The sequence below is a fragment of the Cupriavidus sp. YAF13 genome (assembly GCF_052113425.1).
Taxonomy (GTDB): domain Bacteria; phylum Pseudomonadota; class Gammaproteobacteria; order Burkholderiales; family Burkholderiaceae; genus Cupriavidus.
On the sequence record NZ_JBFRDD010000004.1, the window covers coordinates 117,426 to 141,462 of the forward strand.

Consider the following 24,037-nt stretch of genomic DNA (forward strand, 5'->3'; position numbering starts at 1 on the left):
CCTAGGCGGCGCTATCCGGCGGCGTGGAACTTGCCGCCAGCGATCGCAGGATGTCTCGCCAACTCACGATGCCAACCGGCCGAAACTGCTCGTCGACGATGGGAATGCACGAGACCTGGTGGGCGAGAAATAGCGCAATGGCATCCGCAATCCCGGCCTCGGGGCGCAGCGTTACCGGCTTGCGCGTCATGATCTGGTGCACGCGCTTCTTGAGGGTGTTGACGTCCCTGGCTGACTCTACCGTGCTGCCTATAAATGGGCTCATCGCGCGCAGCAGATCGCGGTCCGATACAACACCGTGCAGCTTCCCGTCTTCCACGACGAGCACGTGGTGGAACTTCGCCTCGTCGAAGATATTCTTGATCGTTGCCAACGTGTCGTCGAACACGACGGTGACGAGCTTTCTAGACATGATGCTATCAATGCTCACTACTAGCTCCATGTTTGTCTTTTCCTATGGTCGTAAGCGATCCGCATGCGCGTACGCGCACCTGGCCGGTCACAGACCAAAGCCGTGATCCCTTCTATCGACCCCCCGGGGGGAAACTTGACCCTACGATCGGGGGGGCTTGTATTTCTGTACGTACCGCTACCTGGCGCCGGGTGCATGCCGATTGCAAATGGGAGGGGCCTTTGGTGAGCAGATTGCGGCCACTCGCAGCGGCCTGCCGCGCGCCCGGTCCGCAAGCAGATATCCATATCCGAAACCCTTTCTTGTGATCGTGCGCGCAATCGAGCAAGATCCCCGTTTCCCTTTCACTTGCCTCGGCGCGTGGCCCGCATGAATTCCGTCTTCCGTTTCCCGTCCGTTTCCCGAATCGCTGCCGCCTTGCTTTGCCTGGCGGCGGGCGCCGCCCATGCCGATGCCACGCTCGACAAGATCAGGCAGCGCGGCAAGCTCGTGGTAGGCGTGATCCTCTCGGGCTCGCCCTTCGGCACCATCGACCCAGCTACGCAAAAGCACATCGGCTATAACGTGGAGTTGTCCGAAGGCGTGGCCAGGGGCCTTGGCGTAACACTGGATACCATCCAGGTGCAGCCCTCGAACCGCGTGCAGTTCCTCCAGCAAGGCAAGGTCGACATCCTGATCGCCAATATGCAATGGACGCAGGAGCGCAGCGAGATCCTGTCCTTCGTGCCCACGCCCTTTGAAGAGGTCGGAGGTGCGGCTATCGCCAGGAAGGGTAGCGGCATCGCCAGGTGGGAAGACACAAAGGGCAAGCCGGTCTGCGTTTCGCAGGGCAGCAACTTCACCAAGCCGCTGGCCGAGCAGTATGGCGCGCAGATCAAGGCCTTTCGCGGCCAGCCGGAGTCGCTGCTGGCGCTCAGGGGCGGCAATTGCGTGGCGGCGGTGCATGTGAGCCCGACGCTGCGCGACCTGGTGGAGAACAACGCCGACTGGAAGGACTACGAGATCGTCTCCCCACGCGACCTGATCCCGTCGCCATCGGTGATCTGGGTGCGCAAGGGCGAGACCGATACCCAGGCCGCCATCGACCGCATCGTGCAGGACTGGCATCGCACCGGCTGGCTGATTGGCGTTGAAAAGAAGAATGGCATGACGCCCACGCCGCTGCTGCGCCAGCTGCATGAGAAGTTCCGCAAGACGCCCGCCTGAGGCGACGCACACATGGCAGAGAATCGCTACAGCGCAGGCTCGGCAATGTTGAGTTCCTGGCCGATTCAGTGCAGCGCGCCCGCCCCTTCGCGGATGTCCTGCTCCACGGCCAGCGTGGTCGCCACGATCACCCGGACGCCGGCAATGAGCGTAGCGAGCGCAAGGCTGGGAGCGCCCGGATGGCGGGCCGCCATTTCGGGCAAATAGGGCACGTGGACGAAGCCGCCGCGCAGGCCGGGCCGGCTTTCGGCGATGTAGTGCGATAGCCCGTAGAAAATTGCATTGCAGTTGTACGTGCCGGCCGTTTGCGACACAGAGGCGGGCACGCCATGTTGACGGAGCGCTCCGACAATGGCCTTGATCGGCAGGGTGGAGAAATAGGCTGCCGGCCCGTCACTGACGACCGGTTCGTCGACAGGCTGGTGCCCTTCATTGTCGGGGATCCGTGCATCGACCACATTGATCGCGACTCGTTCTATCGAGATATCGCTGCGGCCGCCGGCCTGTCCGAGGCAAATCACCACGGTCGGATCAACCTCCTCGATGGCGCGCCGCAAGACCCCGTTCACCTTACCGATCACGCACGGCAGTTGACGAGCGACGATGCTTGCCCCATCAATGGACTCGCCGTCGAGCGCTCGCGCCGCTTCCCATGACGGATTGATCGTTTCGCCATCGAAGGGTTCGATGCCGGTGAGCAAAATCTTGGCCATTGCGCGCTCCAAACCTGGTTAGCTGGTAGATCCGTAAGCATAGACCTGCGGGTATGAATTCTTGAAATAGATAATCAATATCCGTAGTATTGGATTCATGAATTTAGCTTCCGTCGACCTGAACCTGCTGGTGGCCTTCGAGGCCGTCTTCGAGACGCGTAACGTCACGCTAGCCGCGCAGCGTCTGCACCGAGCCCAGCCGTCGGTCAGCAACGCGCTGAGCCGCCTGCGCACGCTGTTTCAAGACGAACTGTTCATGCGGACCGCGGCCGGCATGGTGCCAACCGAACGGGCCATGGCCCTGATGCCGTCCATCGGCCAGGCACTGGCGCAGATCCGCGAGGTGCTGGACCAGGGCGCCGGCTTCGATCCCGCGACGGCTAGCGGCAAGCGCTTCACCATCGCCGCCAGCGACTATGCCGACATCGTGGTCGTGCCGCATATATTGGCGCGGCTGCGTCGCCTGGCACCGCACACCGATCTGCGCGTCGCAAAGCTCGATCGCGCTGCCATCTACAAGCAACTGGATGAAGGCGTGCTGGACATGGCCATCGGCGGCCACCTGACGCCGCCAAAACGCATGCTTGTCACCCCTCTGTATGAGGAGCAATTCGTTTGCATCGCTGACCGCCGCCATCCGCGCCTGCGCAAGCACGTGCTGGACCTGCAGGCCTTCATCGCGTTGCCGCACGCACTGTTCGTGCCGAGCGACGACGGTTCCACCCGCGGCGTGATTGATGAGAGGCTGGCCAGGTTGGGAGTCAAGCGACGCGTGGCCGCAACCTTCGCCCACATTATTGCGTTGCCCTATGCCGTGCAGAACACCGACCTCGTCGCAACGCTCGCGCGGCGAGCGGCGTTGCAACTGGCAGGCCGGCAGATCGCGCTGCATGCGCTGCCGCCGGAACTGGGCGAAAACGCGTTCAGCGTAGACATGGTCTGCAGTCGCCGCGTGCAGGGTAATGCAGCGCTTGGGTGGCTACGCCGCATCGTTGGTGAAGCGGTGGGCGATATGGACAGGAACGGCGCGGCCTAGCTGCCACGCATGCGGCCATGAGCCAGTCTCGCATCCGTCCCGGCTTGGTTTTTCCCGAGGCGGATTGGCCGGGCCCTTGCAGGAGGGCCCGCCGCCAAGCGGGCTCAGTGCGATTCGGTGGTGCCGCGCGGCGCTGGCGGCATGTCGTTGCGGGCCGCGGTCAAGGTTGCCGGCGGCGGCGTGCCAGTGATCTTGGGTACGCACTCCGCGTGGAACCAGGCCGCGGTGACGGGCTCGCCGGCCAGCATGCGCTTGATTGGCGGCACGACCTGCTCGCCGATCAGCATGCCAAGCAGCCCGATCAGCGCAACCACGGGCGGGGCGGGCGAGCGGACCTGCATCAAGGCGTAGATGATGCCGACAAGGATGCCGGCGCCAAGCGAAACGATATAGAGTTTCATCGCATTTCCAGTGTTCAGTGTTTAGTGATCAGTGTGGGTTGCCGAGTTCGCGGCATGGCCAGGCCATGGCCAGCTTCATGCCGTTTGCCTGGCGGCGCGGCGGGAGAGGTCTTCCCATGCCACCAGCACGAAGCCGCCGACCAGGCCGATATGCTCGAAGAAGGCATTGGCCAGCATGAACTGCTCGGCTGGCGGCGCCGCCCAGAAGCGGTTGGCCAGCAGGGTCGCCAGCAGCGTGAAGACCGCCAGCGCCAGCGCGCCGAGCCAGCGGTAGACGCCGCACAGGATCATCAGCGACGCGCCCAGCTCCAGCGCGATCACCGCGGCGGCCAGCGGCGCCGCCGGCGCGAGGCCGAAGTGCTGCATCTCGCCGATGGCGCTGGCGAAGTCCGTGGCCTTGACCAGGCCGCCTTGCAGGTAGGCGGCGCAAAGCGCCAGCAGCGCAAGCCAACGCAGCCAGGGCGGGAGCGCGACGGCGCCTGCCGTGCTAGGGTGGGTGGAGGCGGAAGGGCGCATCTTGGAGTCTCCCTGGCAGGATATGTGGATCGGACGCGCGTCTCAGAAGGCCCAGCAGGAACAGCCGAGCGCGCCCCAGAATGTGCTTTCGTCCGACGCCGGCACGCCGGCGGTCCACGCGTTGGCATGGCCGTGGCCGTGCACGCCGCAGGCACTGGCGCAAGCGCACGCGGTGTTGAGCGCGAGCGCTTTGGCCTGTGGCCGCGGCTGGTAGCCGCCGGCGTGGCGCACCGGCGACCAGTCCGGCATGGCGGGAGGCAGCGCCGGCGCGAGCTTGTCGAAATTGCCGTCGCCGTACACCACCTTGCCGCCCAGCACGGTCATTACCGAGGTGATGTCCTGGATATCGTCTCCGGGCACGCTGAAGTAGTCGGCGGAGAGCACCGCCAGGTCGGCCAGCTGGCCGGCCTTGATCTGGCCCTTCTTGCCCTCCTCGGAGGAGAACCAGGTGTTGGCTTCGGTCCACAGGCGCAACGCGGCTTCGCGGTCGAGCAGGTTGGCTTGCGGATACATCGACAGCCCGCCCACCGTCTTGCCGGTGGTCAGCCAGTACAGCGACACCCACGGGTTGTACGAGGCCACGCGCGTGGCATCGGTGCCGGCGCCGACCTTGACACCGCGCTCGAGCATGCGCTTGATCGGTGGCGTGGCCTCGGCTGCGCGCGCGCCGTAGCGCTCGACGAAATACTCGCCCTGGTAGGCCATGCGGTGTTGCACGGCGATGCCGCCGCCCAGCGCCGCGATGCGGTCGATGTTGCGGTCCGTGATGGTCTCGGCGTGGTCGAAGAACCAGTGCAGGCCGTCGAAGGGCACGTCCTTCGCTACCTTCTCGTAGACATCCAGCGCACGTGAGATGGTCTCGTTGTAGGTGGCGTGCAGGCGCCAGGGCCAGCGGTTCTCCGCCAGCAGGCGGATCACCGGCTCCAGGTCGCCCTCCATCGACGGCGGCATGTCGGGCCGCTCGACACGGAAGTCCTCGAAGTCGGCGGCGCTGTAGACCAGCATCTCGCCGGCGCCGTTGTGACGGTACAGGTCGTCGCCCTGGCCAGGCTTGATCTGCTTGGACCAGCCGCTGAAATCGCTGAGCTCGTCCTTGGGCTTCTGCGTGAACAGGTTGTAGGCCAGGCGCACCGTCAGCTGCCCGTCCTTGTGCAACTCCTCGATGATGTGATAGTCCTCAGGGTAATTCTGGTAGCCGCCGCCAGCGTCGATGACGCCGGTGACGCCAAGACGGTTGACCTCGCGCATGAAATGCCGCGTGGAATTCTTCTGGTACTCGGGCGGCAGCTTGGGGCCCTTGGCCAGCGTGGCATAGAGGATCGTGGCGTTTGGCTTGGCGAGCAGCAGGCCCGTGGGGTTGCCGGCCTTGTCGTGCACGATCTCGCCGCCCGGCGGGTTCGGCGTGTCCTTGGTATAGCCCACGGCGCGCAGGGCGGCGCCGTTGAGGATGGCACGGTCGTACAGGTGCAGGATGAACACGGGCGTATCCGGCGCCGCCGCATTCAGCTCCTCGATGGTCGGCAGGCGCTTTTCGGCGAACTGATGCTCGGTGAAGCCGCCGACCACGCGTACCCACTGCGGCGCGGGCGTGCGTGCCACCTGGTCCTTGAGCATGCGCATGGCATCGGCCAGCGAGCGCACGCCGTCCCAGCGCAGCTCCATGTTGTAGTTCAGCCCACCGCGGATGATGTGCATGTGGCTGTCGATCAGCCCGGGAATCGCGCGGCGGCCTTGCAGGTCGACCACCTTGGTAGCGGCACCGGCCAGTTGCATGATCTCGTGCCGGGTGCCGACGGCTATGAACTTGCCGTCCTGAATGGCAACGGCATCGGCCTGCGGATTGGCGCGGTCAAGCGTGGCGAACTTGCCGTTGACGAGGATGAGCTCTGGCGTGCTGGTTTGGGTCATGGCGAAACTCCGGCTGGCGGCCGCCGCGCCGAGCGCGGCGGCGCCGGCAATGAACTGGCGGCGGGTCAGTGAGACGGAAGGCGAGGAGGACTGGGAGGCGTCGGATGCAGACAGGCCGTCCCGGCCTGTCTCCTGGTCGCGGGACGGCATGTTCATCAGGCCGAGAGGAAGGCCAGCAGGTCGGCGTTGACCTTGTCGGCTTCCACTACGCACATGCCGTGCGCGCCACCGGGGTAGACCTTCAGCGTGGCGTTCTTGATGATCTTGGCGCTGAGCTTGCCCGCATTGTCGATCGGCACGATCTGGTCGTCATCACCGTGCAGGATCAGCGTCGGCACGTCGATCTTCTTCAGGTCCTCGGTGTAGTCGACTTCCGAGAATTCCTTGATGCACAGGTACTGGCCCAGGATGCTGCCGGTCATGCCCTGTGCCCAGAACGCATCGATGGTGCCTTGCGAGACCTTGGCGCCGGGACGGTTGAAGCCGAAGAACGGCACCGCCAGATCCTTGAAGAACTGCGAGCGGTTTTCAGCCGTGCTCTTGCGGATGCCATCGAACACGTCCATCGGCAGGCCGCCAGGGTTGGATGTGGTCTTTGCCATGATGGGCGGCACCGCGCCGATCAGCACGGCCTTGGCCACGCGCCCGGTGCCGTGGCGGCCGATGTAGTGGGCCACCTCGCCACCGCCGGTAGAGTGGCCAACCAGCGCCGCACCCTTCAGGTCCAGCGCTTCGATCACCGCAGCCAGGTCGTCGGCATAGGTGTCCATGTCGTTGCCCTTGGCGGCCTGGTCGGAGCGGCCATGGCCACGGCGGTCATGAGCGATCACGCGGAAGCCGTGCTGTACCAGGAACAGCATCTGCGCGTCCCAGGCGTCGGCGTTCAACGGCCAGCCGTGCGAGAACACGACCGGGCGGCCGGTGCCCCAGTCCTTGTAGTAGATCCGGGTGCCGTCCTTGGTGGTGATGGTGCTCATGCTGCGTGCTCCGGTATGGTGGGAGGCGGCGTGGCCCTGCGGCTTGCCGGCGGCCACGGCGGCGGTGCTGCCCAGCGCCGCGAGTGCGGCGGCACCGGCCGTGCTGGCGCCGGATACCAGCAGCTCGCGCCGCGACGGGTTCCGGGCTGTGCCTTGCTGATTGGATTGCGCGCTCATGCTTGTCTGCCCGAGATAAGTGTGGTGCTTGCGCGAATCAGCGGGCCGGAACCGGCGCGAGGGACTCGTGCGGCGTGGCGGTGCGCTGCGCGGCTTTGTGCACCATGGTGTAGGCATAGTCCACGCCCATGCCGTAGGCGCCCGAGTGTTCCTTGACCAGCTTCATCACGGCGTCATAGGTGTCGCGATGGGCCCAGTCGCGCTGCCATTCGAGCAGCACCTGCTGCCAGGTCACCGGCACCACGCCGGCCTGCACCATGCGCTGCATGGCGTAGTCATGCGCTTCCTTGCTGGTGCCGCCGGAGGCATCACCAACCATGTAGATCTCGTAGTCGCCTTCGAGCATCGCGCACAGCGCGAAGGTGGTGTTGCAAACCTCGGTCCAGAGGCCGGCGACGACGACTTTCTTGCGGCCGTTGGCTTTCAGCGCGTCGCGCACCTTCTGGTCGTCCCACGAGTTCATCGAGGTGCGTTCCAGCGTCTGCTGGCCGGGGAATACGTCGAGCAGTTCCGGGTAGGTGTAGCCCGAGAACGACTCGCTCTCCACCGTGGTGATGGTGGTAGGGATATTGAAGATCCTGGCCGCCTTGGCCAGCCCGACCGCGTTGTTCTTCATCGCCTGGCGGTCCATCGACTGCACGCCGAAGGCCATTTGCGGCTGATGATCGATGAAGATCAGCTGGCTGTTCTGCGGGGTCAGCACTTCTAGCTTGGGATTGGTCATGATTCTCTCCTGAAGTTGGATTGGCAGGATCGTGCAGGCATGGCGCGGCACAGGCGACAGACGGCCGATCCCCGGTCGGGGGCTGCGCTATCGGTCACGCCGGCGGCGCGGCCGTGATGCGCGGGAGTGTGGCCGATCTCTGCGTAAGTCCCCGAACGAAGGTTAAATCCGCATGGTGCTTGTCGCCATTGTCTATTCGTATTAGTCAGCTGTTGCCGGGGCGTATGGACATGGTGGACATGATGGACATGGGGGGGCTGCTGCCGGCCAAGCTCCGTTCTGCGCCGCGTTTGCGGCCAGGAATACCTGCTGCCAGGGCCAGCGCAAGGCTAGGCGCAGGGGCAGGGGGTGTCTATTGCCCTTTGGTATGAGGCGATCATACCGGCGAGACCGGGCAGGATTTTGGGCAATGCAATGCCACCTCGATGCGGAGGTGACAGTGGGCGAGGGCGAAGATCAGCCGCGTTGCGGCGGTGAATCTGCGAGTGCCTGTGAGGTTTGCTTCCAGCTCGACACCGTCATGCCAAAGTGTTTTCGGAACCAGAAAGCGAAAGCGCTGGGGCTTGAGAAGCCGAGCAGATCGGCGAGTTCGGCGAGAGAGCGATCGCTGTCGAGGATCTGGCGGGAGGCGAGTTCAGCTCGCACCGCCTGGAGCAGTGACAAGAAGCTCGTGCCTTCTGCAACGAGCCGGCGATGCAACGTTCTGCGATCCACGCCAAGGTGCTTTGCCACCTGGTCCGACGTACACCTGCCCCCCGGCAACATGGCAACCACGACCTGCCGAACGGTATGCGTCGCACTCTCATTGGATCCAGACAAGGCCTGGTCGAGAAAGCGACGCACATATGGCGTCATACGGTAGTCATTGGCCGGCATGGGCGCGGCGAGGTCCTTTGCGGCGCAGACGATGCCATTGAAACTTGCATTGAACTCAACCACCGAGCCGAACAGCGCTTTGTGACACGTAGCACCGCGCGGTTGACGATGCTCGAAACAGACGCTTCGGGGCCGCCAGGTTGGCCCCAATAGTTCCTGGATGGTGCGGTATAGCACGCCCACGGCCATTTCAATGGACTGCCGCACCGGGTACTTGCCGGTGGCCAGGATCTCTTCGCGAATCAATACAGCATCGCCAAAGTCCTCGATATTAGTCAGCAGCGCCGCATTGATCAGGCGCATATAGCGGCACAGGTTGTCCAGCGCCTGCCGGGCATTTGGCGCTTCGCGCATCACAAAGCTGATTGGGCCCAGGTTGGCCAGCCGCCGGTCCATGGCCAGCTGCAAGCCGAAGTCTTCCACGCCTGCCATCGATGCGCTGTCCTCAAGCAACTGGCGCACCGCCATGGAAGTGACCGGCATGTCGGGATCGAGAAGGCTCCGGGGATTCAACCCCACCTTGCGCAGCATCGCGTCAGGGTTGAGTCCATGGTGGCGTGCCAGCTCCGTGTAGCCGGTAAGACTGGCGCTTCGGATCAAGGGCGTGTAGCCGCGCATGGGTGTGTCCCAATTTAGACATCGAATGTCCCAAATAATACATCACATTTGGTCTTGCAGAGATAGTCTTCTGATGTGGATCGGATGTGGATTTGATCCCCCGATGTCCGGCGGCGCGAGATCAATGGCGCACAGCGTGGTGTCGGTCTTCACGCCGGACCTCATGCGCAGACGCTAGCTGTTGGCAGACCCCAGTTCCAGCACAACCTGAAATCGAATTCCATCATGACAACCTCCATTGTGCTTATCGTCCCCGGCCTGCGTGACCAGGTTGCCGACCATTGGCAGACATTGCTGGCCGGGCGGCTGCCCAGTGCCCGCACGGTGCCGCCAATGGGGCGCGAAAACCTGGACTGTTATCGCCGTGTCGCGGCAATCGAGCAGGCGGTGGCAGGCATTGGCGGCCCTGTACTGCTGGTCGCCCACAGCGGGGGCTGCATCATGCTTGCCCACTGGGCCCTGACAACCGCACACGCAGCACGCATCAAGGGCGCATTGCTGGCGTGCCCGCCTGACTTTGAACGCCCCATGCCGGAAGGCTACCCGACACTGTCCGCGATCCACTCCAGCGGCTGGCTCCCGGTACCACGCCAGCGGCTTCCGTTTCCCAGCCTGGTCGCTACCAGCCAGAACGATCCGCTGGGCGAGCTGCCAAGGGTTATCGAACTCGCGCGGGCCTGGGGCAGTGACACGGTGGACCTGGGCAAGGTCGGTCATCTGAACCCGGCATCTGGCTATGGGCCCTGGCCGATGGCCTCGCAGTTGATCGAACGGCTTGACGCGGGGCGGCTCTCGAGCAGCTCCGCGCCCACGTTGCACCACTGACTGGGCAAGCATTGGCGGCAGCTCTCAACGCAAGAGCGGCCCGACCAGCGCTGCAGGTCGCGTGTGGCGGCCATGCTCACCGCGACCGCGAGTCCCGCAAGACCACGGGCCCGTACGTGGTGGTGATATGAAAAAAAACGAAGGAGACAAACCATGCAGATTGAACCGTTGACGTGCGCCATAGGTGCCGAGCTCGTGAACGTGAACCTGGCAGACGCCGTGCACGATGACGGGCTGTTCGCCGAGATCAGGGCCGCGCTGCTCAAGCACAAGGTCCTGTTCCTGCGCGACCAGGACATTACGCGCGCTGAGCATGTGGGCTTCGCGCGCCGCTTCGGCGAGCTCGAGGACCACCCCGTGGTCGGCAGCGACCCGGACCACCCCGGCCTGGTGCGCATCTACAAGTCGCCGGAGGTCCCCAACGACCGTTACGAGAACGGCTGGCACTGCGACGCCACCTGGCGCGAGACGCCGCCAATGGGCTGCGTGCTGCGCTGCGTGGAATGCCCGCCGGTGGGCGGCGACACCATGTGGGCCAACATGGCGCTGGCCTACGAGAAGCTGCCCGACCAGGTCAAGATCCAGATCGCTGGCCTGCGTGCGCGGCACAGCATCGAAGCCACGTTCGGCGCGGCCATGCCGACCGGGAAACGCCTGGCACTCAAGGCCCAGTACCCGGATGCCGAACATCCCGTGGTGCGCACCCATCCCGAGACCGGCGAGAAGGTGCTGTTCGTCAACGGCTTCGCCACCCATTTCACGAACTTCCACACGCCGGCCAACGTGCGCTACGGCCAGGATTTCACACAAGGCGGCTCGGCGCTGCTGCAGTACCTGATCAGCCAGGCCTTGATCCCCGAGTACCAGGTGCGCTGGCGCTGGAAGCCGAACAGCATCGCCATCTGGGACAACCGCTCGACGCAGCACTACGCCGTGATGGACTACGCACCCTGCCATCGCAAGATGGAGCGCGCCGGCATTATCGGCGACAAGGTGTTCTGACTTGGTGTTCTGAACCTCATTCCCGCTAACCCTATCCCCATTCTTCTTTCCCCCCAGGAGACACGCCATGAACTTTCTCGACGGACACCTGTTCCCCGAAAACCAGCAGCCGCTCGTCATCACGGCCGCGCCCTACGCGCCGTCCTATGTCCCCTCCGACTTTCCCGAGGACATCCCGGTGACGATGGAGGCGCAGATCCAGAAGGCGGTGGACTGCTACAACGCGGGTGCCACGGTGCTGCACCTGCATGTACGCGAACTCGATGGGCGCGGCTCCAAGCGTTTGTCCAAATTCAACGAACTGGTCGCCGGCGTGCGCAAGGCCGTGCCCGAGATGATCATCCAGGTAGGTGGTTCGATCTCTTTCGCGCCAGAGACCGATGGCGCTGCCGCCAAGTGGCTGTCCGATGACACGCGCCACATGCTGGCCGATCTCGACCCCAAGCCCGACCAGGTCACAGTGACCGTGAACACCTCGCAGATGAATGTGCTGGAGCACTTCGACTACGAAGACCTGCGCGGCACGTCGATGGAAGATCCGGCCACCTTTCAGGCATACAAGGAAATGACGGTGCCCTCGCAGCCCGGCTGGGTCGAGGAGCACATCCGCCGCCTGTCGGCTGCTGGCATCCAAAGCGCATTCCAGTGCTACAACATCAACAGCTTCGAGTCGGTCGAGCGCTTGATGCGCAGGGGCATCTACAAAGGCCCGCTGGTCATGAACTGGGTGGCCATCAGCGGCGGCATGGACGCGCCCAACATCTACAACATGGCCAACATGGTGCGCGCCGTGCCCGATGGCGCAGTGCTGACGGTGGAAAGCTCCGTGCTCAACGTGCTGCCGATCAACATGATGGGTATCGCCATGGGCTTGCATGTGCGCTGCGGCATCGAGGACAACCTCTGGAACCAGCAGCGCTCCAAGAAGTTCAGCACGGTCCAGCAGATCGAGCAACTGGTGCGCATTTCACGCGAGTTCGGCCGCCCGATCGCCACCGCGCAGCAGGCGCGCGAGATTTCCAAGATCGGCGTGTTCTACGACACGGTGGAGGAGTCCCTGGCGGCCAACGGCTTCGCGCCCAACCGCATTGGCCGCCAGCAGGGCCATCTGCGCAAGGTCGCCTGAGCGCGCCACGCCCTGGCTCACAACGGCAAGGAGACCCATGACGAAGCAAGCCAACAAGTCCGGCCAGCGTGCGGCGCTTCTCAGGGTCGCCTTCGCCCTGTGCGCGTCGGCGCCGCTGGCCCGCCCACGAACCCCGTCGCCGGGCTGTCAGTGACCAACTGAGTCGGCGGCGCGGGACCCCACAGAACAGACAAAGGAAGATAAGCATGTCAAAAGCCATTCGCTTCTACGAAACCGGCGGCCCGGAAGTGCTGAAGTTCGAGGAAGTCGAGGTCGGCGAGCCCGGCCCCGGCGAGGCCCGCGTGCGCCACAGCTATATCGCGCTGAATTTCATCGATCTCTATTTCCGCACCGGCCGCTACCCGCTGGCGCTGCCCAACGGCTTGGGCTCCGACGCGGTCGGGGTCGTCGAGGCCGTGGGTTCCGGCGTGACGGACATCCGCGTGGGTGACCGCGTCGGCTACCTGATCGGGCCGCAGGGCGCTTACTCCCAGGTGCGCGTGATGCCGGCCGCGGTGCTGATCCCGCTGCCCGATGGCGTCTCCGAGCGCACCGCCGCCACGCTCATGATGAAGGGCATGACGGCGCAATACCTGTTCCGTCAGGTCTACCCGCTGCAGGGTGGCGAGACCATCCTCTACCACGCGGCTGCGGGTGGCGTGGGGCTGATCGCCTGCCAGTGGGCCCGGGCGATGGGCGTCACCATGATCGGAACCGTGAGTACCGACGAGAAGGCCGCGATCGCCAGGGCCAACGGCTGTGCGCACACCATCGTGACCTCGCGCGAGAACATCGTGCAGCGCGTCAAGGAGATCACCGACGGCAAGGGTGTTCCGGTGGTCTACGACTCGGTGGGCAAGGACACGCTGGAAGCCTCGCTGGACTGCCTGCAGCCGCGCGGTTCGCAGATCAGCAACGGCACCTCGTCGGGAGCGGTGATCGTCGATTCCCAGATGCTGGCCGTGAAGGGATCGATCTGGTTCACGCGGCCGGCCATGATGCACTATATCCAGCCGCGCGCGCACATGCTGGAGATGGCCAAGGAATTGTTCGAGCACGTGCTGGCCGGCCGCATCGCTAGCGAACCCCAGCAGACCTTTGCCCTGGCCGATGCCGCCGACGCGCATCGGGCGCTCGCGTCGCGCAAGACAGTAGGTTCCACCGTCCTGGTGCCCTGACAGGGCATTGTCACGATGCCGAAGCACACGCGGCACGCATCAAGGGCGCATTGCTGGCGTGTCCGCCTGACTGTGAACGCACCATGCCGGAAGGCAGCCGGCACTGTCAGTTGCACGTAGCAGACTGTGCAAGCATCAGAGGTGGCTCTCAATGCAAGAGCCAACCCATTCTGGAGACACGCATGAACCCGCACACCCCGCATTCCGGACCAGATGATCGCGACGACTATCTGGTCAGCCGGCCCCGAGCCTGGTTTGCCTTTGGCATGACCTTTGCGCTGATGCTGTTCGACTACATCGACCGGCAGGTCATTGTCTCGTTGTTTCCCCACTTGAAGGAAGCGTGGAGCTTGTCGGACAAGCAGCTTGGCGCACTGGTGTCGATCATCTCGATCGTTGTCGCACTGGGCGGCCTGCCCGTCGCCCTTCTGGCCGATCGGATGAGCCGAGTCAAGAGTGTCGCCGTGATGGCAACGGTATGGAGCGTAGCGACCATCTCATGCATGTTCACTCGCAACTACAGTCAGTTGTTTGCCGCACGCGCCATGGTAGGCGTTGGCGAAAGCGGCTATGGTTCCGTCGGCGCGGCGCTGATTGCCAGCTTGTTCCCCAAGCGCATGCGCTCCATGTTGCTGGGGGCGTTCTTTGCCGCCGGCTCCATTGGTGCTGTCCTCGGCGTCATGCTGGGCGGCGTGATCGCCCAGCGCTGGGGCTGGCAGGCCGCGTTCGGCGTGGTGGGCTTCCCGGGGCTGGCAATCGCGCTGCTGTACCTGTTCGTGCCCGACTACAAGACCGTGGGATTGACGTCCCGGCTGAACAAGGCAAAGGAGTCACCATGGAACTTCATCAGGCACGTCGCAAGCGCGTTGTCTGACTCGCGTACGGTCTGGTGGACCTGCATCGGCGCAGCGTTTCAGCTCATCGTGGTGTCTACCGTCTGGGCCTGGCTCCCCAGCTATTTCAACCGGTTCCACGGTGCAGCCCCGGATGTTGCCGCCAAAGAGGCGGCGCTGATCGTGTTGTGCGGCGCGCTGGGGGCCTTCGTGTGGGGTCTCGTGGTGGACAGGGCGGCTGTACGCCGGCCACGCAACAAGCCTCTCGCCGTGGCCTTCCTGTGCGTGGCGACCCTGCTGGTTTTTGTTGCGGCCTTTACCGTTACGATGCCAGCCAGCCAGCAGTTCCTGCTAATCGCGTTCGGCGGCTTCCTGATGACGTGCACGGTAGGGCCGGCGGCGGGTATTGTGCTCGACGTCGTTCACCCGGGCGTGCGTTCCACCGGCGCCGCACTGCTGTCGCTCTTTCAGAATATGTTTGGCCTTGCGGTTGGGCCTTTCGTCGGGGGGGCGATTTCAGACGCCCTTGGCCTGCAGACGGCCCTTGCGGTGATGCCGGCATTCGGCCTGGTCGCAGCCGCATGTTTCCTTTTGGCGGCACGCCAGTATGAAACGGATCTGCATCGGGCCGACATTCGCCTGCAGACTTACGACGAAGTGCCGCTCGCATCGGCATCCGCCTGATTCGCGCCTCCTGTTCGGCCCCGCCCGGGGCACCCGTCAATTCGGGCGGCTCAACGCGTCGAGCCGATCGCCCCGGTCGCGAGCGCCAGCGTGGCGGCGGCGGCCAGCGCCCCGCTATACGCATCGGTCGACGCGTTCCATGCCAGTAGCAACTGGGTCTGCGCCAGGTTGGCTTCGGTTACCGATCCCACGCCCTTGCTATATGCAGCAAAGGCCGCGTTGTAGGTGACCTGGGCGGCGTCGGCCAGCGCCTTGGCCGCGTCATACGCCGCCAGGCTTGATTCGAGCGCGCTCTGGCTGACCACCACTTGCCGCACCGATTCTTCCTTGGCGCGCGTCAGCCGGGCCGATGCGCTGTCGACGTCATTGCGCGACTGCGCGACAACCGCCGAGCGCACCCCGCCGTCGTAAATGGGCACGGTAACGCCAAGGAATACGCTGGCGCCGTAGCGATAGCCGTTGAGGTTCAGCGTCGGCGGCTGCTGGCCGATTGGCGGAATCGCCGAGATGGACGATCCACCCGACGCATATGACGTGTAAGCGGACAGGAACACCTTGGGCAGGAACGCCGCCTCGGCCGCCTTGACCTTGGCCTGGCTGGCACGCTCGGCCGCGTAGGCGCTCAGCACGTCGGGCCGCTGCGCGATCGCGCTTTCGACGATCTGCTCGATCGAGCCGCGCAAGGCCGGCGACAAGGGGCGCACGGGCATTTCGGCGATGCGTGGTTTCGACAACGGCGAAATACCAATGGCCGTGAGCAGGGCCAGATACGCGTCGGTCTCGGCTCCCTGCGCTTGCACCATCGCAAGGTTGGTCTGCGCACGGTTCTGGGTGGCCTGCGCCACCTCCACGACCGTGCCGATGCCGCGCTGGTAGCGGGCCTTGGCGGCCGCGAGCACGGCTTCGGCGTTGGTCATGGCCTGCTGCACCGTGCCGCCGCGCGACCGGGCAGCCTGATAGCGGTAGAACGCCACGCTGACATCGTGAACGATGCGCTGGTGAACGGCCGTGAACGCAATGTTGACGGCAATCGAAGTCTGCTCCGCGGCATCGACAATCCCCGCACGTTCACCGAAATCGAACAGCAGCCATTGCAGCGACAGTACCGACACCGCGCCGTGGGTGGATATGTTCGTGCCGGCCGATCCCAGGGGTGTGCTGGTGGAAAGATGCCCGTTCTGGTAGCCGCCCATGGCCGCGGCCGAGATGTGCGGCAGGTAGCTGGCCTTGGCGATGCCCGCGGCCAGCGCCGCATTGCGTGCGTCGTTCCACGCGATGCGTGTCAGCGGGTTGGCGGACTCGGCCACGTCGATCAGTTCCGGCAGCGAGTACGCGTGCGCCGGATCGAGCGCTGGCGGCGGTGCGATCGATGCCAGCGCCGAATTGGCGGGCAGCGTGTAGTCGGAAGGCCTTGACGCGGAGGCGGCCCTGGCCGCCGCGCCGGGCACGATCTCTCCGGATGCCGTGGTGGCGGGCTGCCACGGCCGATCGGCTTGCGCAGGCGCGAGATTCAGCGACGACGTGGCACAACCGGCCAGCGTCGCGGCCATCAGCGATAGCGGAATCACCAGCGAATCACGTTTGCGCATGGATTGGGGAAGGGTGGGCCGCCTGCGCGGCGTCGGCTACGGAGGCGGTCAGGCGTTTGTCGATGAGAGCCAGCAAGGCGTCGCGGGCCGGGCCGTTGTGACCGGCGGCGTCAGTGGCCTCAGGGGCGTGAGCGGCGGTGGTAGTGTCAGTGGGCTGCACTGGCTGCGGCGCCGTATCGTGGGCCCGCAGCGTGCGAAGCCGCCGCGCGAGGTCGGGGTCGCCCGGGAACCGCTCGGCGAACAGGAACGCCGGACCGGCAATCGCGTCGAGCGAGTGCAGGCGCCGCTGGCGGTCGTCGACCCACTCGGGCGCCGGGCCTACGGGCGCAGGCTCGTAGTGCGCGAGGATCAGGTCCTGCGCAATATCGCCCTGCAAGGCCAGCGCGGCTGTGGCATGCCCGCGCCGGTCGTCGGGCCGCCTGGCATGCGCCAGTTGCTGCCACTGCTCGGCCAGCCGGTCCAGCGCCGCTTCAATGCGCGCGGTAATGCTGACCGGCCAGACGCGCGTGAACACCAGGTAGACCATCAGGTTGCCGAGCATGATGCCGATGACCCGGTCACGCGCGATGGTCAGGTCAAAGCCCGGGCCGGCGCCCTGGATGACACACAGGTAGAACGCGAACGCGACCTGGAAGCCTGCGTAGGCGATGCGCGCGGAGCCTTGCGCAACCCAGGCCGATATCCACGTGCCCGCAAAGACAAGCAACATGAGTCCGCCCACAGACGATAGCGAAGGCACGACATACACGAGGGCGGCCGTGCCGATGACAGCGCCAGCCAGGCAGCCGGCCAGCCGCAGCGATAGCTTCTCCACCGTCTCCGCGGCGGTCCCGAGCGACACGAGATAACACGTAATGAAGCAGGTATGAATGCCAGGCCAGTTGAGCTGCTGATAGAGCAGGTAGCAGAACATGGCCGCGCCGGTGGTCTTGAGCGCGTAGTGGATGTGGCCGCGATTGCTAAAGGCATCTGCGTCAAGGAAGCCGCCGCGGCTGGTCGCGGGCGTCGGGGCTGTCGCTGTGTCCGTCGCCGTGTCCGATGCTGGGGGCTCGGCAAAGCCGTTGATGGCCGTGTGCAGTTCCCTGGCAACCGCCGCCTGCGCCGGCGCAAGCTGGCTGGCGCCCGGGAGGCTCAGCCCGATTTCCACCGGATAGCCACCCGCATCGAGCATGCGCGCCATCGCGTCAAGCGTGTCGGCGATCGGATCGGCAACCGGGGCGGGCAGGGGAGCGCCCGGCTGCCGGCGGGCGACATCGACCGCCAGCAGGATCGCCATGGTTGACGCCGCGGCATGGCGCAGCGCGGCTACGTCGCTGGCATTGGCAGAGCCTTCGATCCTTGCCAGCTTCAGCCAGCCCGCCACCGGCTGAACGCCGGTGTGCAGCGCAGCCTGCAGCGCGGCGCCGTCCGGTGCTGGATCGCGCAGGCAGGCTGCCGCCACGCGCAGGCAATGGGCCAGCTGGTCGCAGGCCAGCCGGCGCGGCGACGCCCCCAGCACCAGGTTGACCGCCACGTTCACGCCGATCGGAATCGCCACCATCAGCCAGGCATAGAGCAGGGCGCGCGTGGCGATCTCACCGCCGGGCACCAGGCCGAGTTCGTCGAGCCCGAACCCGATGATCATGGCAATGATGGCGCCCACCGGGCGCAACTTGCTGGCCGAGGTCAGGAAGAGCAGGGCGGCCGACAGCACGGCCATGCAAGCCACCCGGCTCAGTGGATCATCGACAGTGAAATCGGCCAGCAGCATCACGAGTCCGATGATGATGCTGACCAGCACCAGCGCCGCCACGCTCATCACGATACTGGTAACGCGATCCGCCCGGTTGATGAAAAAGACGACATAGGCGGAGATGGCCGCCTCCGGCGTGCCATAGATGCTGGTGACGAGCACCGTCAACATGCAAGCCACGGCAATGCGCGTGGTGGCCGTTGCRCGGCCCGGAAACGGTGCCAGCAGGGCGCCGAGACCGGCCAGCCCGAGGCGCAACTTGTCAGCGGCAGGCAGCGCCATGCCGGATCTCGACGGTTGCACTCGCGCCCACCCGGGCCAGCGTTTCCGGCGGTTCTTCCAGCTTGATCCGCACCGGGAATCGCTTGGCCACACGCACCCAGTTCACCGACGGCTGGACATAGGGCAGGGAGCGCGGCAGGTTCAGGCGCTCGGTATCGGTGATGCCAATGCCAATGCCCTGGACCTTGCCGCGCATGGCATGGCTGCGGTCGATCATCGAATAGACCGTGGCGCAATCGCCAAGACGGATATCGGCCAGCTGGGTTTCACGGAAATTGGCGACGGCGAACCATTCGCCGGTATGCACTAGCAGGAAGAGGGACTGATTGGGAATCACGACTTCGCCGGACAGTACGGTCAGGCCGCTCACGCGGCCGTCATGCGGGGCGCGAACCACGGTGTCGTCCAGTGCCCGCTGGGCGATGGCCAAAGCCGACTCGCGCGCTCGCACAGCTGCCGTGGCATCGTCCTCGGTGCCCACCGCCTTTGCCGTCGCGGCACGCTGCACACTGGCCTGTTTCAGCGATACGGCCGCGTCGCGCTGCGCCACCTCGGCCTGGTCGAGCTGCTGCTTCGGCACGTAGCCATCCGCGGCCAGCGGACGCAGGCGCTCCACGGTGCGCGCGGTCAGCGCGTAGTTCTGCTCGGTGCGGGCGGTCTGCTCCGAGGCAATTGCCGCGTTGGCGTGTTCAGTGGCAATCGTGCGTCGGCGCGTGCCCAGCGCAGCCTGCGCCAGTTCCAGATCGGCAGTCGCCTGGGCCACGGCTAGCCGGTATGGCACAGGATCGATCTCGAACAGCACAGCGCCCTTAGCCACGTGCTGGTTCTCGCTGACCAGGATCCTCGCGATCCTGCCGCCCACGGGCGAGGCCACATGCACCATGTCGGCATCGAGCCCGGCATCGTCGGACGACGGAAACCGCTCGGTGCGATGCCAGGCATAGATGGAGAGCAGGATGGCCAGAACAACGATCGCCAGGGCGATCAATTTCCCGCGCAGCGGGCTTTTGCGCACGCCGGCCATTTTCATAGGATGTGTCCCGTACCCGATAACCAGACGATTTCAGCGATCATCAGGCCGATCGCCGTGTTCACCAGCAGCGGGAAGCCGACGATATCCGCCCAGCCGGCCAGGATAAACAACCGCCAGGAAATGACGGCGCCCACGATGCCGATCAGGGCGCTCAAGAGCCAAAGGGGAAAATAGGCGCCAAACAGACCGAAGGACGGTGCACCGGCGCAACCATAGAGCGAAGCGGCTAACACGACGAGCACAAGCGAGCGTGCCATGGGATCTGGGGCAGGATTGGTTCACGCAATATAGCAGCGAGTATTCGCGATTGTCCAAGATTGTCCAAGGGACAAGGAAAACTTGGCGTTGGAGCTTGAACACAATCCTTCTTGGTCAATTCCGGGCTGACGGCGCGCGGCGCCGCTGGGGGCCAAGGATGCAGTGCTTCGGCGCGAAAATATGTCAGAAATGAGCCCATGGAAATGCCGTGCGAACGCCATTGGTCATGATTCCACATAGGATTGCGCTGGTGCTCTGTAATGCACATCTCGGCCAGCGTCTGTTCCCGTGCCTCCGCATCCAAACCAGGTCTCAGGTCTCAGGTCGAACCCGCTATATTGCGGGCCCAAGACATCAACGCATTCAGTCTGCCGCAGCTTGCCGCCGCATCACTGGCGGACCGAGATGCCGGCAGGGAGGGCAATCGGTCCCCCTGCCGGCACCCTGCGCGTCAGAATGCAAAGTTCTGGGTCACATCCGATAGGGTCACATTGACCTGCTGCGTGCTGACCGTGCCAGCTGTACTGGTCGCCTGGATGCTATATTTTCCTGCGGCGCTGGCGTCCGCCGTCAGCGGAATCGGCAGCGTGGTCTGGTAGGTTCCCACTACCGGTGCGGCTGCCGGCAGGGCAGGCTGGTTCGGGAACAGGCTGTAGGCTCCGGTGTCAGAGGCCGCTGCCGTCGCAGCGATCTCGAAAGTGCCGCCTCCTGTCAGTTGCAGGGCGCGGATCGTGGCTTGCGCACTGGCAGGAGTGACCACGCCGGAAACGGTGCGGAACACGGAGATCGGAAGGCTGATGGGCGCCGCCGCGGTCGCGACGGCGGTGCTGCCGCCCGCCACCACAGGCACGCTGCGTACGATGCCGGTGCCCCGGCCATTCGTCGAGGTTGGCACGATCACCACGTCAACATTGCCGGCGGTGCTGCTCTGCTCAATCGGCGAGAGGGTGAAGTTGCCGTTGGCGTCAGCCATGGTCGCCTTAACCACTACACCATTGCGCTCGGCATAGACCTGAGCGCCGGGCGCGCTGCTCAGCATCCCCGTGACCGCGCCACTCACCACGGTCGGCAGGGCGGTCACCACTGGCTTCAGGCCAAAAGTGCCATTGCCGCGCGCGACAATCGACTTGCAGGCATCGAAGTCAAGTATCAGGTCAGTCAAGGTATTGGGCGCCACCGTGAAGGGCCGGATGATCTTGATTCCGGTCTGGATTGCGCTGGGCGTATCGAGGGCTTGCTCACTACGACCGGTCGGAACCACGGAATTGGCCAGGGCGCCGGCCCCGTTGGGGACCAACACCAGGCGGATCTGCTGGTATGTGCCGGCTGGCAACGGGGTCTGGCCGAGCACCGTGAGCACACCGTTGGTGAGCGACAGCAGATCGATCCGTCGCGCCGGGCTGACAGTCACGTCGGCCCAGCCAGAGCCGCTCACATCGGCGTTGGGATTGGTATGGACCCGCACCTTGTCAACAGTGACAAATACATGGTCAAAGCCGCAGGAAGGCGCGTCGGTCATAGACACGCTCAAAGTGCCTGAACCGCTGCTGAACGATCCGCCACCGCCACCGCCGCAGCCGGCAAGAGCGACCGCGCCACCAAGCACGAGAAACCGCAGGGGTAACGGGAAACGGTTCTTGGGACTCATGGTGTGTTGTCTCCGGATTCCGGGATAAAGCTCGATTTGGCGGCTATTCGACCTTGAGCGCCCCTTTCATGTTCGGGTGCAGCGTGCAGGCATAGGGGATTTCGCCAGTTTTGTGTGCAATATACCGCCACGACCCGCCAGCAACGATGCTGTGGGAGTCGAACACCCCGGGCGCCGTGACGGTGTGGGGATATGGATCTTTGTTGACCCACACAATCGTATCCCCTCGCTTGACGCTAATGGCCTCGGGCTCAAACTTCGCGCCCTCGATCACCACCGTGTGTCTTTCCGTTTTTTCGGCCGCGATTGCACTGGGACCGACGCAGGGCATGCCCCACGCAAAGATCAGTGCAACCGCGAGCAGGTGCCTTCGCCGCCGCCCATCGGGTCGTGTCGGTAGTTGGTGCATGGACGTCTTGCTGGTGCAGAGAATCACTTGCCTAGCGAGGATTGGATCTGCTTCGCATGCTCCAGGTGCCCGACAAACGCCGGGCGCACAGCAACCAGCAGCGCCTTTAGCTCGTCGTTCTGCGCATTGGGAATGAGCGTCTTGTCGAGTGCATCAATCACTTGTTCGTGATACGCCACTTCGTGGTCGATATACGCCTTGTCGAAACTTGCGCCCTTGAGTCCCCTCAGCGCCTTTACGTTCTCGTTGCCGCCAGACTGCAGGCTTTCACTCGTTGGATTCTTCTCCGGAGTGACTTTCAGCTTCTTGACCAGCGCCACGGCCTGTTTGTTCACACCGGTATGGTCAGTGACCATCTGTTTTCCGAAAGCCTTTACGTCCTGGGAGTGACCGCTCCTCTGCGCAATTTTTCCCGCGTCAATGTCGACTTGGTTTGCGGTGACGACGATCGCCGCGATCTGCGCGTCGTTGGGTGTTTGGGCCACGGCTGCGACTCCGGCGAGGGCAAGGATGACCCCGAGAGTTACCGAGATGTTCTTCATTTTTTTTGCTCCTCAGCGATGAATTGGCCACGCATTCCTAGCCCGCATGGCAGTGGGTTTTGGTGCCGCGCGGCCCCCTGGATTCAGGGCGCCCGCAATGACGCCGGCTATCCCCACAGGCGACCACGGCAACACATTGAATATAGGCTAGGCGAAGACAATTTTCGTCTATGCGGGCCGTCCGGATGCGATGTGCCAAGAAGATAAAAAAAGCAACGGTGCGTGCCTCGCTCCGGCAATTGCGTACCCTTGGGAAGGCGCACCGGCACTGTTTAGAATCGTCGCGAAATACATCCGAGCCCGCGAGACGATTCGTCAATGCCATCAACGATCGAGTTCGCTTGTCGCTGCGTCAGTCATCGTCGTCGTGCCAGCGATGCCACTCGCGGTGCCGCTCGCGCCATTCGCGTTCTCTCCAGCGCCTTTCACGCCATTGCTGTTCGCGCCAGGCACGGGCCTGCCAATCGTCGTAGTAGCCGGGTGCAACAACGACCGGCCGAGGTGCGACATAAACGGGTGCCGGCTCATAGACGGGTGCCGGCTCATAGTAAGCAGGAGGAGGAGGCGCAACCACGGCCGGCCAGGGCAGGCCAATACCAATTCCTACGTCAACGCGTGCCTCGGCAGAGCCGGAGGTAAGAACGGCGATGCCAGCCAGCAGGCCAAATGCCAAGACCCTGTGCATGATGATGCTCCTGATGCTTCTGGAAATACGCGCTGCGGCCATCAGTCGGCCGCCTATTTGCAGAATTAAGCCTATTTTCAGAATTAAAGATGGGCTACCGTCTGTAACGGTGCGCGCGCAACGAGGTTGACGCCTCGGCCATCGGCGTGGCGACCAACGTGTAAGCGGTTGTATCAGGAGCCTATGGGGTACACCTATTTGCGAGTTTAATGGTGGTTGTCATTAAGAATAAACATGCAAGATAAGTTCGCCTGTTCCACCTTGTTTCCAATCCTGGCAATTTGTTCGTCAAGCACAGCCAGCGGTGACTATGGCGCGATCCTGAGGACAAGAAGCAAATTCTAGAACGTCGTGCACTGGAAGAAACCGCGATGCCCGAAGCAAGTCGTCGAAGTCGGGTAACGGCTGTAGCGCTCTGTGCTTTCCTTCGCATCCAGGCTCAAAACGCAGTCCCTCCATGGGTCGGAGTTGCCCTTATATCCGAGCTTCTCGCACGCCGGGCCATACACGCTGATCATTTGGTCGACCTCACGTTCCGCCTGGGCGGTGCGTTCGGCTTGGGTCGTGCAACCGACGAGCAAGGCGGCCAAAACAAGGTGCATCAATATGCGCATGACAACCTCCATCTCACTCTATGTATTTGAGGT

Annotated in this window: 24 protein-coding genes; 7 read left to right on the top strand and 17 right to left on the bottom strand. The window is 64.2% G+C overall.

Annotated features, from left to right (window positions below; all coding sequences use genetic code 11):
- Position 1: 1 nt before the first annotated feature.
- Positions 2-442, bottom strand: coding sequence for a CBS domain-containing protein (locus AB4061_RS05550; RefSeq protein ID WP_441631677.1), 441 nt, complete (start codon positions 440-442; stop codon positions 2-4).
- 339 nt (positions 443-781) lie between these two features.
- On the opposite strand from AB4061_RS05550, the gene AB4061_RS05555 reads away from it, so the two are divergent.
- Complete coding sequence (locus AB4061_RS05555; RefSeq protein ID WP_441631679.1) at positions 782-1,618, top strand: transporter substrate-binding domain-containing protein; 837 nt, start codon at positions 782-784, stop codon at positions 1,616-1,618.
- 65 nt (positions 1,619-1,683) lie between these two features.
- Here the strand turns inward: AB4061_RS05555 and pcp are convergent, their stop codons facing one another.
- The gene (gene pcp, locus AB4061_RS05560) at positions 1,684-2,331 is read right to left on the bottom strand and encodes a pyroglutamyl-peptidase I (RefSeq protein WP_441631681.1); all 648 of its coding nucleotides are present in this window, start codon (positions 2,329-2,331) and stop codon (positions 1,684-1,686) included.
- Between the two features lie 97 nt (positions 2,332-2,428).
- On the opposite strand from pcp, the gene AB4061_RS05565 reads away from it, so the two are divergent.
- Entirely contained in the window at positions 2,429-3,367 is a 939-nt protein-coding gene (locus tag AB4061_RS05565) for a LysR family transcriptional regulator (RefSeq protein ID WP_441631683.1), read from the top strand.
- 104 nt (positions 3,368-3,471) lie between these two features.
- On the opposite strand, the gene AB4061_RS05570 is transcribed toward AB4061_RS05565, so the two are convergent.
- The 6 genes from AB4061_RS05570 to AB4061_RS05595 all read right to left on the bottom strand — a co-directional run bounded on the left by AB4061_RS05570 (position 3,472) and on the right by AB4061_RS05595 (position 9,564).
- Positions 3,472-3,768, bottom strand: coding sequence for a XapX domain-containing protein (locus AB4061_RS05570; protein WP_441631685.1), 297 nt, complete (start codon positions 3,766-3,768; stop codon positions 3,472-3,474).
- Positions 3,769-3,843: 75 nt separating this feature from the next.
- Positions 3,844-4,284, bottom strand: coding sequence for a DoxX family protein (locus AB4061_RS05575; protein WP_441631687.1), 441 nt, complete (start codon positions 4,282-4,284; stop codon positions 3,844-3,846).
- A gap of 42 nt (positions 4,285-4,326) precedes the next feature.
- On the bottom strand, positions 4,327-6,192 hold the full coding sequence (locus AB4061_RS05580) for an amidohydrolase (RefSeq protein WP_441631833.1): 1,866 nt from the start codon (positions 6,190-6,192) through the stop codon (positions 4,327-4,329).
- A gap of 155 nt (positions 6,193-6,347) precedes the next feature.
- Positions 6,348-7,346 (bottom strand): alpha/beta fold hydrolase, encoded by a 999-nt coding sequence (locus AB4061_RS05585; RefSeq protein ID WP_441631689.1) that lies wholly within the window; start codon positions 7,344-7,346, stop codon positions 6,348-6,350.
- A gap of 37 nt (positions 7,347-7,383) precedes the next feature.
- On the bottom strand, positions 7,384-8,070 hold the full coding sequence (locus AB4061_RS05590) for a hydrolase (RefSeq protein WP_441631691.1): 687 nt from the start codon (positions 8,068-8,070) through the stop codon (positions 7,384-7,386).
- A 456-nt stretch (positions 8,071-8,526) separates the two neighbouring features.
- Positions 8,527-9,564, bottom strand: coding sequence for an AraC family transcriptional regulator (locus tag AB4061_RS05595; RefSeq protein WP_441631693.1), 1,038 nt, complete (start codon positions 9,562-9,564; stop codon positions 8,527-8,529).
- Between the two features lie 225 nt (positions 9,565-9,789).
- Between AB4061_RS05595 and AB4061_RS05600 the strand changes: the two genes are divergently transcribed.
- The 5 genes from AB4061_RS05600 to AB4061_RS05620 all read left to right on the top strand — a co-directional run bounded on the left by AB4061_RS05600 (position 9,790) and on the right by AB4061_RS05620 (position 15,212).
- Positions 9,790-10,389 (top strand): RBBP9/YdeN family alpha/beta hydrolase, encoded by a 600-nt coding sequence (locus AB4061_RS05600; protein ID WP_441631695.1) that lies wholly within the window; start codon positions 9,790-9,792, stop codon positions 10,387-10,389.
- A gap of 153 nt (positions 10,390-10,542) precedes the next feature.
- On the top strand, positions 10,543-11,391 hold the full coding sequence (locus tag AB4061_RS05605; protein WP_441631697.1) for a TauD/TfdA dioxygenase family protein: 849 nt from the start codon (positions 10,543-10,545) through the stop codon (positions 11,389-11,391).
- Positions 11,392-11,458: 67 nt separating this feature from the next.
- The gene (locus AB4061_RS05610) at positions 11,459-12,517 is read left to right on the top strand and encodes a 3-keto-5-aminohexanoate cleavage protein (RefSeq protein WP_441631699.1); all 1,059 of its coding nucleotides are present in this window, start codon (positions 11,459-11,461) and stop codon (positions 12,515-12,517) included.
- Positions 12,518-12,723: 206 nt separating this feature from the next.
- Complete coding sequence (locus AB4061_RS05615; RefSeq protein WP_441631701.1) at positions 12,724-13,695, top strand: quinone oxidoreductase family protein; 972 nt, start codon at positions 12,724-12,726, stop codon at positions 13,693-13,695.
- A 182-nt stretch (positions 13,696-13,877) separates the two neighbouring features.
- Positions 13,878-15,212, top strand: coding sequence for a spinster family MFS transporter (locus AB4061_RS05620; RefSeq protein ID WP_441631703.1), 1,335 nt, complete (start codon positions 13,878-13,880; stop codon positions 15,210-15,212).
- A gap of 50 nt (positions 15,213-15,262) precedes the next feature.
- Here AB4061_RS05620 and AB4061_RS05625 read toward each other — a convergent pair whose 3' ends face one another.
- The 9 genes from AB4061_RS05625 to AB4061_RS05665 all read right to left on the bottom strand — a co-directional run bounded on the left by AB4061_RS05625 (position 15,263) and on the right by AB4061_RS05665 (position 24,004).
- Positions 15,263-16,801, bottom strand: a complete 1,539-nt coding sequence (locus AB4061_RS05625) for a TolC family protein (protein WP_441631705.1) — start codon at positions 16,799-16,801, stop codon at positions 15,263-15,265.
- A complete protein-coding gene (locus tag AB4061_RS05630; RefSeq protein ID WP_441631707.1) occupies positions 16,788-18,815 on the bottom strand; it encodes an FUSC family protein in 2,028 nt (675 codons plus the stop codon). The genes AB4061_RS05625 and AB4061_RS05630 overlap by 14 nt, the downstream gene beginning before the upstream one ends.
- Positions 18,796-19,845, bottom strand: a complete 1,050-nt coding sequence (gene mdtN, locus AB4061_RS05635; RefSeq protein ID WP_441631709.1) for a multidrug transporter subunit MdtN — start codon at positions 19,843-19,845, stop codon at positions 18,796-18,798. Before mdtN ends, AB4061_RS05630 begins: the two co-directional genes overlap by 20 nt.
- Positions 19,842-20,105, bottom strand: a complete 264-nt coding sequence (locus AB4061_RS05640) for a hypothetical protein (RefSeq protein ID WP_441631711.1) — start codon at positions 20,103-20,105, stop codon at positions 19,842-19,844. The genes mdtN and AB4061_RS05640 overlap by 4 nt, the downstream gene beginning before the upstream one ends.
- Positions 20,106-20,557: 452 nt before the next feature.
- Positions 20,558-21,754, bottom strand: coding sequence for a DUF4382 domain-containing protein (locus tag AB4061_RS05645; protein WP_441631713.1), 1,197 nt, complete (start codon positions 21,752-21,754; stop codon positions 20,558-20,560).
- A gap of 43 nt (positions 21,755-21,797) precedes the next feature.
- The gene (locus AB4061_RS05650; protein WP_441631715.1) at positions 21,798-22,163 is read right to left on the bottom strand and encodes a cupredoxin domain-containing protein; all 366 of its coding nucleotides are present in this window, start codon (positions 22,161-22,163) and stop codon (positions 21,798-21,800) included.
- 23 nt (positions 22,164-22,186) lie between these two features.
- Entirely contained in the window at positions 22,187-22,705 is a 519-nt protein-coding gene (locus tag AB4061_RS05655) for a DUF4142 domain-containing protein (protein WP_441631717.1), read from the bottom strand.
- A gap of 352 nt (positions 22,706-23,057) precedes the next feature.
- The gene (locus AB4061_RS05660; RefSeq protein WP_441631835.1) at positions 23,058-23,390 is read right to left on the bottom strand and encodes a hypothetical protein; all 333 of its coding nucleotides are present in this window, start codon (positions 23,388-23,390) and stop codon (positions 23,058-23,060) included.
- 341 nt (positions 23,391-23,731) lie between these two features.
- Positions 23,732-24,004, bottom strand: coding sequence for a hypothetical protein (locus tag AB4061_RS05665; RefSeq protein ID WP_441631719.1), 273 nt, complete (start codon positions 24,002-24,004; stop codon positions 23,732-23,734).
- Positions 24,005-24,037 lie beyond the last annotated feature (33 nt).